Consider the following 14,180-nt stretch of genomic DNA (forward strand, 5'->3'; position numbering starts at 1 on the left):
AGTGCTTCCATCATTGATAAGAATAATTTCAATATCCCCAAATGTTTGATTGACAATAGAATCTAAACATTTAGCAAGATAATCTTGAACATTATAAATGGGGATGATGATGGAAAAAAATGGCATAAAAATCCTTATCTAGTATTTCTTCATTTTATCTACAATTGCACTTTTTTGTTCAAATAGTTTTAAAAACACAATAACACAAATACAAAACAAGGGTGCTTCTATTTTGGAATCTAGTGGTGTATTAAAACAGCCATCTGTAATATATAAAATCAAGATACTAAGCATGCAGGATGGATAGAGATAGTGATGATTCCTTAGTTTTGATAAAAAGACTTTGCTAACGCAAAAAAGTAAAAAGTAAAGCCCAAGCAATCCTATGATACCATTTTTTGCAAGAGCGTTGATAGTTTCATTATGGCTTTCTCCTATATGCTCATCTCCTTCAATAGGAATTTTAAAAGTGCTATTTTGTGTAATTTCTTCTTTTAATTCTTTTCTTGTTTTTATATTCATACCAAAAATAGGAGAGAGCTTAAACATGCTAATCCCATTATCCCAGATTTTAAATCTATATCCTATGCTTGTATTTTGCTGTGTGCCATCAAAACTTTTTGTTTCGCTTTGAATCTGCTCTGTGCGATTTAATAGGGGTTGATAAAATGCAGGAATACTCATAAAAATAATACAAGTGCAAATGCATAATAAAAGAGTTTTTTTGGCTAGGGTGAAAAAGTTTTGATGTGCCAAGTGGATTAAAAAGCTAAAAAATAACCCCATAAAATATCCTAAAATAATGCCTCTTGAAATACCTAAAAATACAGCAATAGAACAAAGAGTAAAAGTAATAAAAGAAAATATCTTGATAAGTCTTGAGCTTTTGTGATGTAAAAATAGATTAAAAGCTATAAGTGCAATAATGCTTGAGAAATATCCAAATTGAAAAATACCATTAGATAAACAGATTCTATCTGCTCCTAGTATCCTTGTGTAAAGCCCTAATAAGCTATTGACAATGCCTCCAGCAAAAATACAAAAATAAAATACTTTTTCTTTAATATGAATATCAAATTTAAAAAGTAGCACCAACATGCTAGCAAAGATTAAAAATCTTGAAAAAGAATCTTGGAAACGCCATGAGTCTTGCCAGCCATGATTAAGAAATAAAGGGGGGAGAGAAATACAAAAATACACAATAAAAGCTAAGGCGAGTAATTTGATATCTTTTGATAAGGAGTATTTTAAAAGATTTTTATAATAAAGTGTGATATATCCACACAGTGCGATAAATGCTAAAATATAGGCAATATGCATTGAAACCCTGAAGCCATAAAAAAGAAAAGCAATGCCCAAAAATACCGTAAATATAGAAGAAAAAGTGATATGTTTTATCATTTAGATTCCTTGAAGAAGCTTGGCTTGTTGTTGATTTTTATATATTTGTTTAAGTTAATGTATCAAAAAAATGTGGATAAAGCAAGTGGTGCGGAAAAGAGGACTTGAACCTCCATGCCTTGCGGCGCCAGATCCTAAGTCTGGTGCGTCTGCCAGTTTCGCCATTTCCGCGAGCGAGAAAGAAGATTTATACAAAATAAGTTTTTTTGCTGTCTTTTGACTTTAGGATTGTAGCATAAAAATTTAAAAAAATAAAAAATCATGAATTTATTAGGATAAAATTTAGTCTCGGTTTTTAAGAATAAAAAAAGGAGAAAAGATGCAAGAGACATTGGTAAATCGTAAGAAAATTTATAATCCAGAATCTAAAGAAAGCGTGAATGATAGGAAAATCTTTGGAGGCGATCCTACAAGTATGTTTGATCTTAATAAAATCAAATACCAATGGGCTTATGACTTATGGAAGACAATGTTGGCTAATACATGGTTTCCTGAAGAAGTAAATATGAATGTTGATAAGAGGGATTATAACGGAGGATTGACACCACAAGAAAAACTTGGCTATGATCGTGCTTTAGCGCAGTTGATTTTTATGGATAGTTTGCAAACCAATAATCTGATTGATAATGTAAATCCTTTTATCACAAGCCCAGAAATCAATTTGATTTTGGTGCGTCAAGCTTATGAGGAAGCACTGCATTCTCAAAGCTATGCAGTTATGGTGGAAACAATTTCTGCAAATACAGATGAAATTTATGATATGTGGCGTGTGGATATGCAACTAAAAAGCAAAAATGATTATATTGCCAATGTTTATTTAAATCTTGCAAAGAATCCTACAGAAAGCAATATAGTCAAAGCGATGTTTGCAAACCAAATCTTAGAAGGGATTTACTTTTATAGCGGTTTTGCTTACTTTTATGCACTTGCTAGTGCTGGAAAAATGCTTGGCTCTTCACAAATGATACGCTTTATACAAAGAGATGAAGTTACGCATCTTATTATCTTTCAAAATATGATTAGGACGCTTAAAAAAGAAAGACCCGATCTCTTTACTAAGGATTTGGAGGAAGAAGTCATTGAAATGTTTAGAAAAGCAGTGGATATAGAATCTGCTTGGGGGGAATATATCACTCAAGGGCAAATTTTGGGGCTTACAACAGAGGTTATACGCCAATATATTGAGTATCTTGCTGATACAAGATTATCAAAAGTTGGAATGTCAAAACTCTATAATGTAGAGCATCCAATTAAGTGGGTAGAGCAATATGCGAGTTTTAATGATCAAAAGACAAACTTCTTTGAAGCCAAAGTAACAAATTATGCAAAAGGAAGTTTGATTGATGATTTTTAAAAAAATTTATACATTACAACCGCATATACATCAGGATTTTAATGCTAATTTAGAGTTTTTACTCAAACAGATTAACCAAGCGCAAAAAGATTCTATTATCCTTGCACCAGAAGTTATGCTTACAGGTTTTGCTTATCAGAAGATGGAAGAAGCAAGTGAGTTTTCAAGGATTGCTACAGAAAAAATTTTAGATGCAACGACAAACAAGACTTGTATTATTACTATGATTGAAAAAAACAATCAGATGTTTTTTAATAATCTAAAGGTTTTTCATAATAATGAAGTGATACACAAGCAAGCAAAAACAAAACTTTTTGTTTTGGGCGATGAGCATTTGCACTTTAAGCAAGGAGATATTGGGGAGTGTGTGCCATTTATGATTGATGGAATCAAATGCAGTGCTTTAATTTGCTTTGAGCTTCGTTTCCCTCAAATGTGGGATTTGGTCAGAGATTCTGATATGGTTTTTGTTTGTGCGCAATGGGGAGGACCAAGGAAAGAGCATTTTGAGACACTATCAAGAGCAATGGCAATCTTAAATCAAAGTTATGTAATTACAAGTAATCCTAAAAATTTACAGATGGCAAAAGGAAGCGCTATTATTTCTCCTTATGGACTTGTTTTTAAAAATGATAGAAAAGAAGTAATTGAGCTTGAGGTAAATTTGGAAGAAGTATCAAGAGTAAGAAAATATATTCAAGTGAGGGGTAAATAGTGTTTTTAAAAAGTGCCTTAATGAGCAAGGAGATTGCAAAAATTTTTCCTATTGATGAAGCGTTGCAAAATGCCATAGCAAGTGTGGATAGGGAATTGTTTGTATCTAGTTCTTTAAGAATGCATGCCTATTCGTTAAATGCTTTGCCAATTCAAGAAGATCAGTGGATTAGCTCTCCATTGACAGTGGCAAAAATGACACACTTTTTAATGCCATCTGGTGCAGATAGTGTTTTGGAGATTGGTTGTGGGAGTGGTTATCAAGCTATGATTCTCTCAAAGCTTTTTAGAAGGGTTTTTAGTATTGAGAGAATTGAAAAAATTTTACTAGAAGCACAAGATAGAATCCGCAAAAGTGGAGTTTATAATATCAATACAAAATTAGATGATGGGCAAAAGGGGTGGAGTGCCTATGCCCCTTATGATAGAATCTTGTTTTCTGCATGTGTAAAGAAGATTCCCTCTGCAATAGAAGAGCAGCTTCAAGAAGGGGGAATACTCGTAGCTCCAATGATAGAAGATGGCAATAAGCAGGTTATAAGAAGATTTAGGAAAAATGGTGGATATCTTGATGATGGTGAAGTGTTGGAGAGTTGTTCTTTTGTTCCTGTATTAGATGGAATAGCTCGTTGATATTTTCTGCACTAGATAATGAATTTTATATTTTTGATTTTGGTATCAAAGCAAGCCTATGGAGCTTGATACCAATTATTTATTGTAATTTTAAGATTTTTAAACATTATGAAATCCCATGGATATTTTTACTAATTTGTCTTATAGACTTTTTGATATTTTTTTCTTATGAAAATCTTTTTGGATTATGGTTGGGTATTTTTTTAAATTTTGCATTGCTTTTAGCGATATTTGATGTCAAGTATTTAGCCGTCCCTGTTTGGTTAAATTTTTTATTAGTTGGTATTGCAATTTTAAAACTTTGTTTTTTTGTTGATTTGCAAGAAGTATGGGGGTTTTTATACCAATCTCTTGCTTTGGTTGGTTTTTTAAGTTTTTTGCAAGTAAGTATGCGAGTTATTTTAAATAAAGAAGTTTTAGGAGATGGCGATATAGTTTTTATATTTGCTTTGGGGTTAGTTTTTGGCTTTTTGCAAGGATTAAATATTTTGTTTTTAGGAAGTGTCATAGGGGTTTTGATTGCTTTTTGTAGGAGAAAAAAAGATAATTTACCCCTGATTACTTTGCTTGTTGGAGGTGTGTTTTTGGAGTTTTTGTTAGGGGTTTTTAATGTTTAAAAGATATCTTTTTAATTCCATCGCACAAATATTTTTCCCCTTTTTTCTTGTATTGTTTTTTATAGCATCTGTTGTATTGCTTATCAGTATCGCTGGTATTACACTTGTTGTAAAAATGAATTTTGTGGATTTGATGATTGTATTTTTGTATCTTTTACCAGGGACGATATTTTTTATCATACCTATGACTTTTTTTGCCTCTTGTGTGTTAGGACTATCAAGATTGGCCTATGATTATGAGCTTTTGGTATTTTTTTCTCTTGGAGTGTCCCCAAAAAAAATATTAAGATTTTTTATTCCAATTAGTTTTTTGATTACTTTTGTATTGCTTGCTTTCTCTTTGGCTTTGATTCCGCTTTCTAAAAGTGCCTATTCTGATTTTATTGCAGAAAAAAGAACTAAAATTGATGTTAATGTAAGACCTGGGGAATTTGGGCAAAAGCTTGGAGATTGGCTAGTTTATATTGATGGGGCAGATGGCAATAATTATGAAGGGCTTGTATTGTTTTCTGGGGTGGATTTGGGGCAAGAGAGTTTTGTTGTAGCACAAAAGGGGAAAGTTGAAAATTTAGAGGGGGTTTTCAAAATGAGTTTGGAAAATGGAGATGCATATTTTGCAAAGGACCAGGAGATAAAAAAAATCAATTTTAAAGAAATGGCAATTCAAAGTGAGTTAAAAAAAATCAATTTAAGTTCCTATGATTTGTGGGATTATTGGGAGAGTGCATTTAATGGCAAAAAATCCCAAGCAAGAAGATTTGCGCAAGCAATCCTTACTTCTTTATTTCCACTGGCAAGTTTATTTTTGATACCTCTATTTGGTATTGCTAATCCAAGATTCCAAAAGAATCTTTCTTATGTTTATGTATTAGCAAGTATTGTGGTGTATTTTGGTTTGGTGCATATTTTAAGTGAGAATACTCCGTTTTTAGGAATTTTTTTAATGCCTATTGCATTTTTGTGTTTTTCTTATTATTTTTACAGAAAAAAGATTCTAGAAGTTTATTAAATGTTTGTTGCAGCCAAGATTGCTTATGATGGAAGCAAATTTTATGGTTTTGCAAAACAACAAGAATATTTAAGCGTGATAGGGTTTTTGGAAGATGTGATGCAAAAATTAGGCATAAAAACCAAAGTGATTGGTGCTGGAAGGACAGATAAGGGAGTGCATGCTACTGGACAAATTATAAAATTTGAGATTCCAAATTTTTGGAATCTTGATAGATTACTTTATTTGTTAAATCTTAAAACCTATCCTATGGTTTTGTTTAAAAGAATTTGGGAGGTTGCAGAAAATTTTCATCCAAGATTTGATGCAAAAAGAAGAGAATATCGCTATATCTTTGGAAGCAGCAAAAAGAATATCTATTTGCATTCTTATGTTTCTTATGAGCAGTATGGAGATAAAGAAAAGATAAAAGAAGCAATGAGAATGTTTATAGGTAAGCATGATTTTGCTCTTTTTAGCAAAAGTGGTTCTGATGCAAAAACAAGTGTCCGAGAGATTTATAAGGCGTATTTATATGAACATTGCATTTTTCAAGAAGAATATTTAGTTGCTTGTTTTCAAGCCAATGGCTTTTTGTATGCACAGATTAGAATGATGATGGGTGCTATATTGGCTTTTAGTAGAGGTGAGTTTAGTTTGGAGGATATGAGATTGCAACTTTTGGCAAAAAAGAGGATTTATTGGATTCCTTCTAGTCCAAATGGTCTTTATTTAACTAAAATTTTTTATTAAACTTTACTTAAATTCAGCTATATTTAAGCTTTTGATTCTTATAATTGCAGTTTTGATTTAAAATATAAAGGTCTGATTATGGAAATAACAAAAACCGCTAAGGCGAATGAAATAACCAGAAATTGGGTTGTTCTTGATGCAAAGGATAAGACTTTTGGTCGTCTTATAACAGAGGTTGCTGTATTATTAAGAGGTAAGCATAAGCCTTGTTATACACCAAATGTTGATTGTGGTGATTTTGTAGTAATTGTAAATGCTACACAAGTGAAGTTTTCTGGTATGAAACTTGAAGATAAAGAATACTTTACGCACTCTGGGTATTTTGGAAGCACAAAAAGCAAAACATTAAAAGAAATGTTAGAAAAGAGTCCAGAAAAACTCTATCATTTAGCAGTTAGAGGTATGTTGCCAAAGACAAAATTAGGCAGAGTAATGATTAAAAAACTTAAAGTGTATAGAGGTGCAGAGCATCCACATACAGCACAAGTATCAAAAAGTAAGTAAGGAAGCAAAATGGCAAAAGTTTATGCAACAGGTAAAAGAAAGACAGCAATTGCTAAGGTTTGGTTAAGTAATGGTAGTGGAAAGCTAGTAATAAATGGCAAGGATCTTGATACTTGGCTTGGTGGGCATGAAGCTATCAAAATGAAAGTAATGCAACCTCTTGTTTTGACAAATCAAGATAAATCTGTCGATATTGTCGCTACTACTTTTGGTGGCGGATACTCTGCACAAGCAGAGGCTTTAAGACACGGAATTTCAAAAGCTCTTAATGCATATGATATTGCTTTTCGTGCTATTTTGAAGCCAAAAGGTTTATTAACTAGAGATGCAAGAGTAGTTGAGCGTAAAAAATATGGAAAGAGAAAGGCAAGAAGAAGCCCTCAGTTCTCAAAGAGATAATCTTTTATTCCAATCCTTATTGGATTGGGATTTTATGGATTTTTATGCAAAAAATTGATTTAAAAAATACCCCGATACCTACATTATTTTTTTCTTATTTTATCCCCTCATTATTTACAATGTTGGCATTATCGACATATTCTACTATTGATGGAATCTTTGTTGGGAGAAAATTAGGCAGTGATGCATTAGCTGCTATTGGTATTGCTTGGCCTGTTTTTCCCATCATTATTGCTTTTGAGTTATTATTGAGTTTTGGTGGAGCTGCTTTGGTTTCTTTCTATCTTGGAAGATCAAAACCTTATAGAGCAAGGGTAGTTTTTAGCTCAGTTTTTTATTTTGCAACACTTATTAGTATTGTTTGTGGAGCGTTGTGCTTTTATTTTGTAGAAGATATTGCTTTATTTTTAGGGGCTAGTGCAAGGCTTAAGGATTATGTAGTAGAGTATTTGAGCGTGACATTTTTAGGAATGGTATTTATCACCTTGCATCCTTTAAGTGATATTTTTGTCATCAATGATAAAAAGCCATTATTAGCCACGATTTCAATGATTGTAAGTGCTATTAGTAATATTATTTTAAATTATTTTTTTATTTTTATTTTTGAATGGGGTGTGGTTGGAAGTGCTTTAGCTACAATTTTTGCACATTTCATTGGGTTTTTGATGCTATTTCAGCATTTTTTATTAAAAAAAGGTGATTTGTTTTTTATCAAGGCTTTTTCAATAAAAAAAGTTTTTATTTCCGCAAAAACGGGAATCCCGCAATCTTTTGCCGAATTATCCGCAGCACTCATTATGTTTTTATTTAATACAACTTTGATGCATATTTCTGGAGAGAGGGGAGTAGCAATTTATAGTATTTTAATGTATTGTGGGATTGTATTTTTTACTGCTTTATTTGCTGTGGCACAGGGGATGCAACCCATTGCAAGCTTTAGCTATGGTGCAAGATTATATGAACGCACAAAAAAGATATTAAATTTTTCTTTGTTTGTTGTGATTATTATAGGCATTTCTATGTATATGCTTGCATATTTATTTGGTGATAGGCTTATATATTTATTTTTGAAACAAGATCAGATAATTGATAAGAGTTTTGTTTTTGATGTTTTTACTGCAATGCGAATTTATTATTTTGGTTATATATTTTTAGGAATCAATATGCTAGTTGCAATCTATCTGCAATCTTTGCAAAAGACCTTATCATCGCTCATAGCTACATTTTTTTATACCATAGGTTTGTTGGTTTTTTTACTACCTACCCTAAGTCGTTTTTTTGGACAGATAGGAATTTGGATAAGCTATCCTCTTTCTCAATTTGGCGCCTTGTTTATTGTTATGGGTATTTTACTTTATCAGAGGAGAAAAAATATTGAAAAATAAAGTTTTACTTTTTGATTTAGATGGAACCTTGATTGATTCTACAGATGCAATTTGTGAAAGTTTTTTATTTGTTTTTAAAAATAGAGGATTACCATTGCCTAGTATTCAAGAGATAAAAGATAAGATTGGATATCCGCTTGAAGATATGTTTGGCTTTCTTGGAATCGCAGATAATATTGAAGTGTTGGTGCAAGATTATAAAAATTATTATAGAAAAATTTGCACACAAAAGACAGTAATGTTGCCATTTGCCATACAATCATTACACGAGGCTTTTAATTTTGCAAAACTTGGAGTTGTTACAACAAAAACAGGTGTGTATTCTAAGGAACTACTAGATTTTTTTGGAGTGTTAAAACTTTTTGATGTGGTGATAGGTAGAGAAGATGTGAAATATCCCAAACCGCATCCAGAGCCAATATTAAAAGCAATGCAATATTTTGATAACGACGCACAATTTTTTATGATAGGAGATACTCTTTTAGATATTCAATCTGCAAAGAGTGCAAATATTAGGCCCATTGCTGTGAGTAGTGGTTATGAGAGTAGGGAGAACTTATTGTTAAGTGGAGCTAAGGTTTTTGATAATACTTTAGAAGCAGTTTTGGCAATTAAGGCTTTTTAGCCTGGTAAAAAGATATAAATGTTTTTCTAATGCTTCTTTTTTTCACAAGTAAAATTTTTTTTAACTTATATAACATTTTTATTTGATAAAGTTTGATAGAATCCGCAAGTATAAAACCCTAGATTTTTTTTAGGATTTTAATCATTTTTAACAAAGGAGAAGATGATGTTAGAAATCAGATGGCACTCAAGAGCTGGTCAAGGAGCAGTTACTGGTGCAAAGGGATTGGCAGATGTTGTAGCTGGAACTGGAAAGCAGGTTCAAGCTTTTGCTTTCTATGGCTCTGCAAAAAGAGGTGCGGCAATGACTGCATATAATAGGGTAGATGATTCTCCAATATTAAATCACGAAAAGTTTATGCGACCAGATTATATTTTGGTAATCGATCCTGGTTTGACTTTTATTACAGATATTTGTGCAAATGAAAAAGAAGATACGAAGTATATTATCACGACACATTTGAGCAAAGAAGAGCTTATTGAAAAAAAGCCAGAGTTAAAAGGAAAGCAACTTTATGTGCTTGATTGTATTAAAATTTCTTTAGAAACTATTGGCAAGCCTATACCAAATGCTCCTATGTTAGGTGCTTTGATGAAAGTATCAGGAATGCTTGAGCTTGATTATTTTCTTGATGCATTCATTAAGTTATTGGGTAAAAAATTGCCACAAAAAATTATTGATGCAAATCGCGAAGCAATCACTAGAGCTTATAACGAAGTGAAATAAGGAGTATAAGATGAAAGGTTGGAATGAATTTGAGATAGGGTCTGTCCTTTTCCCATTTGAAAAAACTGAAGATGGAATCAAGGCACAAGAAAAAGCACGAGAAAATAGAGAATATACTGAGAATAGTTCAAGAAAGGCTAGTGTGGCGCATTGGAGAGTACAAAAGCCTGTGCATAATCACGATCATTGTATTAACTGCTTTTTTTGTTGGGTGTATTGTCCAGATGCTTCTATTTTGGCAAAAGATGAAACAATGAGTGGTGTTGATTATACGCATTGTAAGGGTTGTGGTGTTTGTGTTGCTGTCTGCCCAACAAATCCAAAATCGTTATTGATGTTTGATGAAAATGAAAGTAATGAACAGGCTTTAAAACAATGGCCTCAAAAAGAAAGTAAATAAGGAGAAAGCTATGGCATTGAAATATGAATTATTAAAAACTGAGGTTTGGGATGGAAATATGGCTGCAAGCCACGCACTAAGACAAGCTCAAATTGATGTTGTAGCAGCTTATCCTATTACTCCTTCAACTCCAATTGTTCAAAATTATGGAAAATTTTTGAGTGATGGCTATATTGATGGTGAATTTGTGATGGTAGAATCAGAGCATGCTGCTATGAGTGCTTGTGTAGGTGCTGCTGCTGCTGGAGGTAGGGTGGCTACCGCGACAAGTTCTCAAGGTTTTGCATTGATGGTAGAGGTAATGTATCAAGCTTCTGGAATGAGAGTTCCAATCGTGCTAAATTTAGTAAATCGCGCCCTAGCTGCTCCATTGAATGTAAATGGTGACCATTCTGATATGTATTTAAGTCGTGATTGTGGTTGGATTAGTCTTTGTGCTTATAATCCTCAAGAAGCATACGATTTTAATCTTATGGCTTTTAAAATTGCAGAGGATATGAGAGTAAGAATCCCAGTAATTGTAAATCAAGATGGCTTTATTTGTTCTCATACTGCGCAAAATGTGCAACCTTTAAGTGATGAGGATGCTTATAAGTTTGTTGGAGAGTATAAGGCTAAAAATGCCCTTCTTGATTTCTCAAAACCTGTGACTTATGGTGCGCAAACAGAAGAAGATTGGCATTTTGAACATAAAGCACAATTGCATCATGATATTATGGAATCAGCAAAGGTAATTGAAGAAGTATTTGTAGAATTTGAAAAGCTTACAGGTCGCAAATATTCTCTTGTAGAAAAGTATGATATGGATGATGCAGAAGTTGCAATCGTAGCACTTGGAACAACTGTAGAATCTGCAAGAATTGCAGCAAAAAAAGCAAGAGAAGCGGGGATTAAAGCAGGGGTAGTTTCAGTTCGCAGCCTTAGACCTTTCCCTTATGAGCAAGTAGCACAAGCACTTAAAAATTGCAAGGCTATAGCAATGCTTGATAGAAGTCTTCCTGCTGGTGCTATGGGAATGCTATTTAATGAAGTGGGGGTTGCAGTATTGCAATACTCTTCTGTAAAACCAATCCTATCAAATTATATTTATGGTTTGGGTGGAAGAGATATGACACAAGAAATTTTAGGCGAGATTTATCAAGAGCTTGCGGCTAATGCAAAAGCTGGAAAACTTACACACGCTACTCAGCAGTTTGTAGGACTTCGTGGCAAAAAAATGGCTTTTAATTAAGGAGCATCAGATGACAAAAGAAATCAAAAATCTAAAACAGTTTTCAAAATCAGCAGAAAAATTTGAAGGAGCAAATCTCCTTTGCCCAGGTTGTGCACACGGAATGATTATTAGAGAAGTGCTTAATGCAGTAGATGGTCATATTGTGATAGGAAACTCTACAGGTTGTATTGAGGTTTCTACTGCTGTTTATCCTTATACTTCTTGGGATGTGCCTTGGATACATATTGGATTTGAAAATAGTTCAACAGCAGCAGCTGGTGCAGAGGCAATGTATAAGGCATTAAGCAAAAAAGGTAGATATACTGGAGAGAAGCCAAAATTTGTGGCTTTTGGTGGCGATGGTTCTACCTATGATATTGGTTTTCAATGGATAAGTGGTTGTTTTGAAAGAGGACATGACCTCACTTACATTTGCTTTGATAATGAAGTATATGCAAATACAGGTGGTCAAAGAAGTGGTTCCACACCTATTGGCTCTTCCACTTCCACAACTCCTGCAGGAAAAGTGAGCTATGGTAAAAAAGAAAAGAAAAAGGATTTGCTAGCTATTATGGCAGCACATGGATCTCCTTATGTAGCTCAAGTGGCACCAAATAAGTGGAAAGATATGAACAAAAAAATCAAAACCGCTCTTGATACAGAAGGGCCTACATTTATCAATGCTCTAAGTGCTTGCACCACAGAGTGGAGATTTGATTGCAATAACACTGTGGAGATGATGGATTTAGCTGTAGATTCTTTAGTGTTCCCACTCTATGAAATCATCAATGGACACGAGTTACATATCACTTATCGCCCAAAAAATATTATTCCTGTTCGTGATTATCTTGGAGTTCAAGGGAGATTTAAACATCTTTTTAAGCCAGAAAATGAACATATTATCGAGCAATTCCAAAAAGATGTTGATAAAAAATGGGAAATGCTTCAAAGAAGAGAAGAGGCAGGTATCTGATCTTTTTCCTCCTTATTTTCTAAGGAGGAAACCCTCAAAAAAAAACTATAAAATTTTTAAATTTTACTAAATTTCCAAGTATCACAAATACCCAAATATACACTATTTCAAGTTTTTTATACCCCCTCCCCCTCACTTTTTAAATTTTTTTCTCTATATTCTTTGTATTTCATTAACTTTAGTAAATAAGTTTTAAAAAAAATTCAAAAAAAGCAATTTTTTAATATATAATTTCGACTTACTTTAAAAATAAAGAGCTTAAATACTTTTAAAGTAAAAAATAAAATCTTAAAAAAGGAGTTTTTGTTATGGAACAAAAATTTAATGTAATGAGGGGGGGGGGTATAATAATTCTTTAAATGCTTCTTTCTCTACAAAAGATTCAAACAATTCAAAAAAATTCTTCAAACCTTTAGTTGCTAGTTCTCTAGCTTTGTTTTTAAGTGCAAATATTGCAAGTGCTGATAGTAATAATTATTATAATGGCACCAATGTTACTAATGGAAATGGGACAGATCAATGTCAAAGTGCTAGTAGTCCTTGTGCTTACACATCTCACGGGACTTTTACAGTGGGTAGTGGTAGTAATACACTAAATTTTACAAATAGCCAACTTAATTTAGGAAGTAATTACACTCTCACTGCAAAAGGCGTGACGATTAATGTAACTGCAAGTTCTACAACTAATGCCATAGATGTAAATCAAAAATACGTGACTCTCAATTTAATAAATTCTTATCTAAAATTTGAAGATAATGCTACAGCTATGACACAGGGTAATTTTCATTTTTTGAGATTACAAAATCCAAGTGCTAGATTAACTGCAACCTTCAATGGTGGTATTGGAACCGAAACTATAAAAAATCAACAATATAATAATGTTGCTTTTTATGGATTGATGTATATATATAAAACAAATAACAATCAAAATACCATAAAATTTGAAAATGGTGCAAATATGGTAGGTTGGCTAAGAAACTCGGCTAGTGCAGGAAAAGTTCTTAATAACGTGACTTTTAAAGGTGGTGGAAATCTTATTGCTATAGATAAGAATCATTATACAACTAAATGGGATAGTGATAATGCAAAAGGTAAGGCAATAACTTTGGAAATTACATCTGCTACCGATACTCAACAATCTTCCCAGGTAACTATCAATTTTGGTGAAAGTGGAAAAGTAGAAACAGTGAGTGATACTGATAAGACTACTTTACTTGATAAAGATGGTGTAGTGGTTGGTGATATTAGTGGAAATAAAGTTACTAGTGAAACAACTGTATCTAGTGGCAAAACCCTAATCACCAATGCCATTAGAGGTGATATTTATGTAGCTGGGTATAAAGGAAGTGCAGGGAAAGATTCTGATGCCAACCTAACCCTTAACTTCTACAATAATGGTCTCATTGATGGTGCTATTTCTACAAGTTCTGTTGCAAATATAAAAATCTATTTTGCAAATAAAGGAACTATTAGAAGTAATCTAGTTTTTGGTATG

The 14,180-nt window shown here is 32.8% G+C and carries 17 protein-coding genes and 1 tRNA gene; 15 read left to right on the plus strand and 3 right to left on the minus strand.

The annotated features are described in order from the left end of the window. The 3 genes from CQA57_RS07745 to CQA57_RS07755 form a co-directional block, all read right to left on the minus strand. A partial coding sequence (locus CQA57_RS07745) for a glycosyltransferase family 2 protein (protein ID WP_211305571.1) occupies positions 1–126 on the minus strand: 126 nt, incomplete at its 3' end. Between the two features lie 12 nt (positions 127–138). Next, entirely contained in the window at positions 139–1,401 is a 1,263-nt protein-coding gene (locus CQA57_RS07750) for an O-antigen ligase family protein (RefSeq protein ID WP_115579668.1), read from the minus strand. Positions 1,402–1,487: 86 nt separating this feature from the next. After that, a tRNA-Leu gene (locus CQA57_RS07755) sits at positions 1,488–1,572 on the minus strand. A gap of 148 nt (positions 1,573–1,720) precedes the next feature. Here CQA57_RS07755 and CQA57_RS07760 point away from each other — a divergent pair. From CQA57_RS07760 to CQA57_RS07830, 15 genes are all read left to right on the plus strand, one after another. Beyond that, positions 1,721–2,755, plus strand: a complete 1,035-nt coding sequence (locus CQA57_RS07760; protein WP_115579669.1) for a ribonucleotide-diphosphate reductase subunit beta — start codon at positions 1,721–1,723, stop codon at positions 2,753–2,755. Next, positions 2,745–3,470 carry a carbon-nitrogen hydrolase family protein gene (locus CQA57_RS07765; RefSeq protein ID WP_115579670.1) on the plus strand — a complete coding sequence of 242 codons (726 nt, stop codon included), beginning with the start codon at positions 2,745–2,747 and terminating at the stop codon, positions 3,468–3,470. The genes CQA57_RS07760 and CQA57_RS07765 overlap by 11 nt, the downstream gene beginning before the upstream one ends. Next, the gene (locus CQA57_RS07770) at positions 3,467–4,102 is read left to right on the plus strand and encodes a protein-L-isoaspartate(D-aspartate) O-methyltransferase (RefSeq protein ID WP_115579671.1); all 636 of its coding nucleotides are present in this window, start codon (positions 3,467–3,469) and stop codon (positions 4,100–4,102) included. The genes CQA57_RS07765 and CQA57_RS07770 overlap by 4 nt, the downstream gene beginning before the upstream one ends. Continuing rightward, positions 4,099–4,719, plus strand: coding sequence for a prepilin peptidase (locus CQA57_RS07775; RefSeq protein WP_115579672.1), 621 nt, complete (start codon positions 4,099–4,101; stop codon positions 4,717–4,719). Before CQA57_RS07770 ends, CQA57_RS07775 begins: the two co-directional genes overlap by 4 nt. Beyond that, the gene (locus CQA57_RS07780) at positions 4,712–5,728 is read left to right on the plus strand and encodes an LptF/LptG family permease (RefSeq protein WP_115579673.1); all 1,017 of its coding nucleotides are present in this window, start codon (positions 4,712–4,714) and stop codon (positions 5,726–5,728) included. The genes CQA57_RS07775 and CQA57_RS07780 overlap by 8 nt, the downstream gene beginning before the upstream one ends. Beyond that, positions 5,729–6,460 carry a tRNA pseudouridine(38-40) synthase TruA gene (truA, locus tag CQA57_RS07785; protein ID WP_115579674.1) on the plus strand — a complete coding sequence of 244 codons (732 nt, stop codon included), beginning with the start codon at positions 5,729–5,731 and terminating at the stop codon, positions 6,458–6,460. Positions 6,461–6,538: 78 nt separating this feature from the next. Further along, the gene (gene rplM / locus CQA57_RS07790; RefSeq protein ID WP_170126862.1) at positions 6,539–6,964 is read left to right on the plus strand and encodes a 50S ribosomal protein L13; all 426 of its coding nucleotides are present in this window, start codon (positions 6,539–6,541) and stop codon (positions 6,962–6,964) included. 9 nt (positions 6,965–6,973) lie between these two features. Continuing rightward, complete coding sequence (rpsI, locus tag CQA57_RS07795) at positions 6,974–7,363, plus strand: 30S ribosomal protein S9 (RefSeq protein ID WP_115579675.1); 390 nt, start codon at positions 6,974–6,976, stop codon at positions 7,361–7,363. A gap of 44 nt (positions 7,364–7,407) precedes the next feature. Next, positions 7,408–8,748, plus strand: a complete 1,341-nt coding sequence (locus tag CQA57_RS07800) for an MATE family efflux transporter (protein ID WP_115579676.1) — start codon at positions 7,408–7,410, stop codon at positions 8,746–8,748. Beyond that, on the plus strand, positions 8,738–9,373 hold the full coding sequence (locus CQA57_RS07805) for an HAD family hydrolase (RefSeq protein ID WP_115579677.1): 636 nt from the start codon (positions 8,738–8,740) through the stop codon (positions 9,371–9,373). The genes CQA57_RS07800 and CQA57_RS07805 overlap by 11 nt, the downstream gene beginning before the upstream one ends. Before the next feature lie 165 nt (positions 9,374–9,538). Next, positions 9,539–10,099, plus strand: coding sequence for a pyruvate flavodoxin oxidoreductase subunit gamma (locus CQA57_RS07810; protein WP_115579678.1), 561 nt, complete (start codon positions 9,539–9,541; stop codon positions 10,097–10,099). Between the two features lie 10 nt (positions 10,100–10,109). Beyond that, positions 10,110–10,499, plus strand: coding sequence for a 4Fe-4S dicluster-binding protein (locus CQA57_RS07815; RefSeq protein ID WP_115579679.1), 390 nt, complete (start codon positions 10,110–10,112; stop codon positions 10,497–10,499). 10 nt (positions 10,500–10,509) lie between these two features. Further along, entirely contained in the window at positions 10,510–11,730 is a 1,221-nt protein-coding gene (locus CQA57_RS07820; RefSeq protein ID WP_115579680.1) for a 2-oxoacid:ferredoxin oxidoreductase subunit alpha, read from the plus strand. A 10-nt stretch (positions 11,731–11,740) separates the two neighbouring features. Then, a complete protein-coding gene (locus CQA57_RS07825; RefSeq protein WP_115579681.1) occupies positions 11,741–12,685 on the plus strand; it encodes a thiamine pyrophosphate-dependent enzyme in 945 nt (314 codons plus the stop codon). Positions 12,686–13,118: 433 nt separating this feature from the next. Beyond that, on the plus strand, positions 13,119–14,180 hold a 1,062-nt coding region (locus CQA57_RS07830; RefSeq protein ID WP_147288372.1), incomplete at its 3' end, for a hypothetical protein.

Source organism: Helicobacter anseris (assembly GCF_003364335.1).
Classification (GTDB): domain Bacteria; phylum Campylobacterota; class Campylobacteria; order Campylobacterales; family Helicobacteraceae; genus Helicobacter_H; species Helicobacter_H anseris.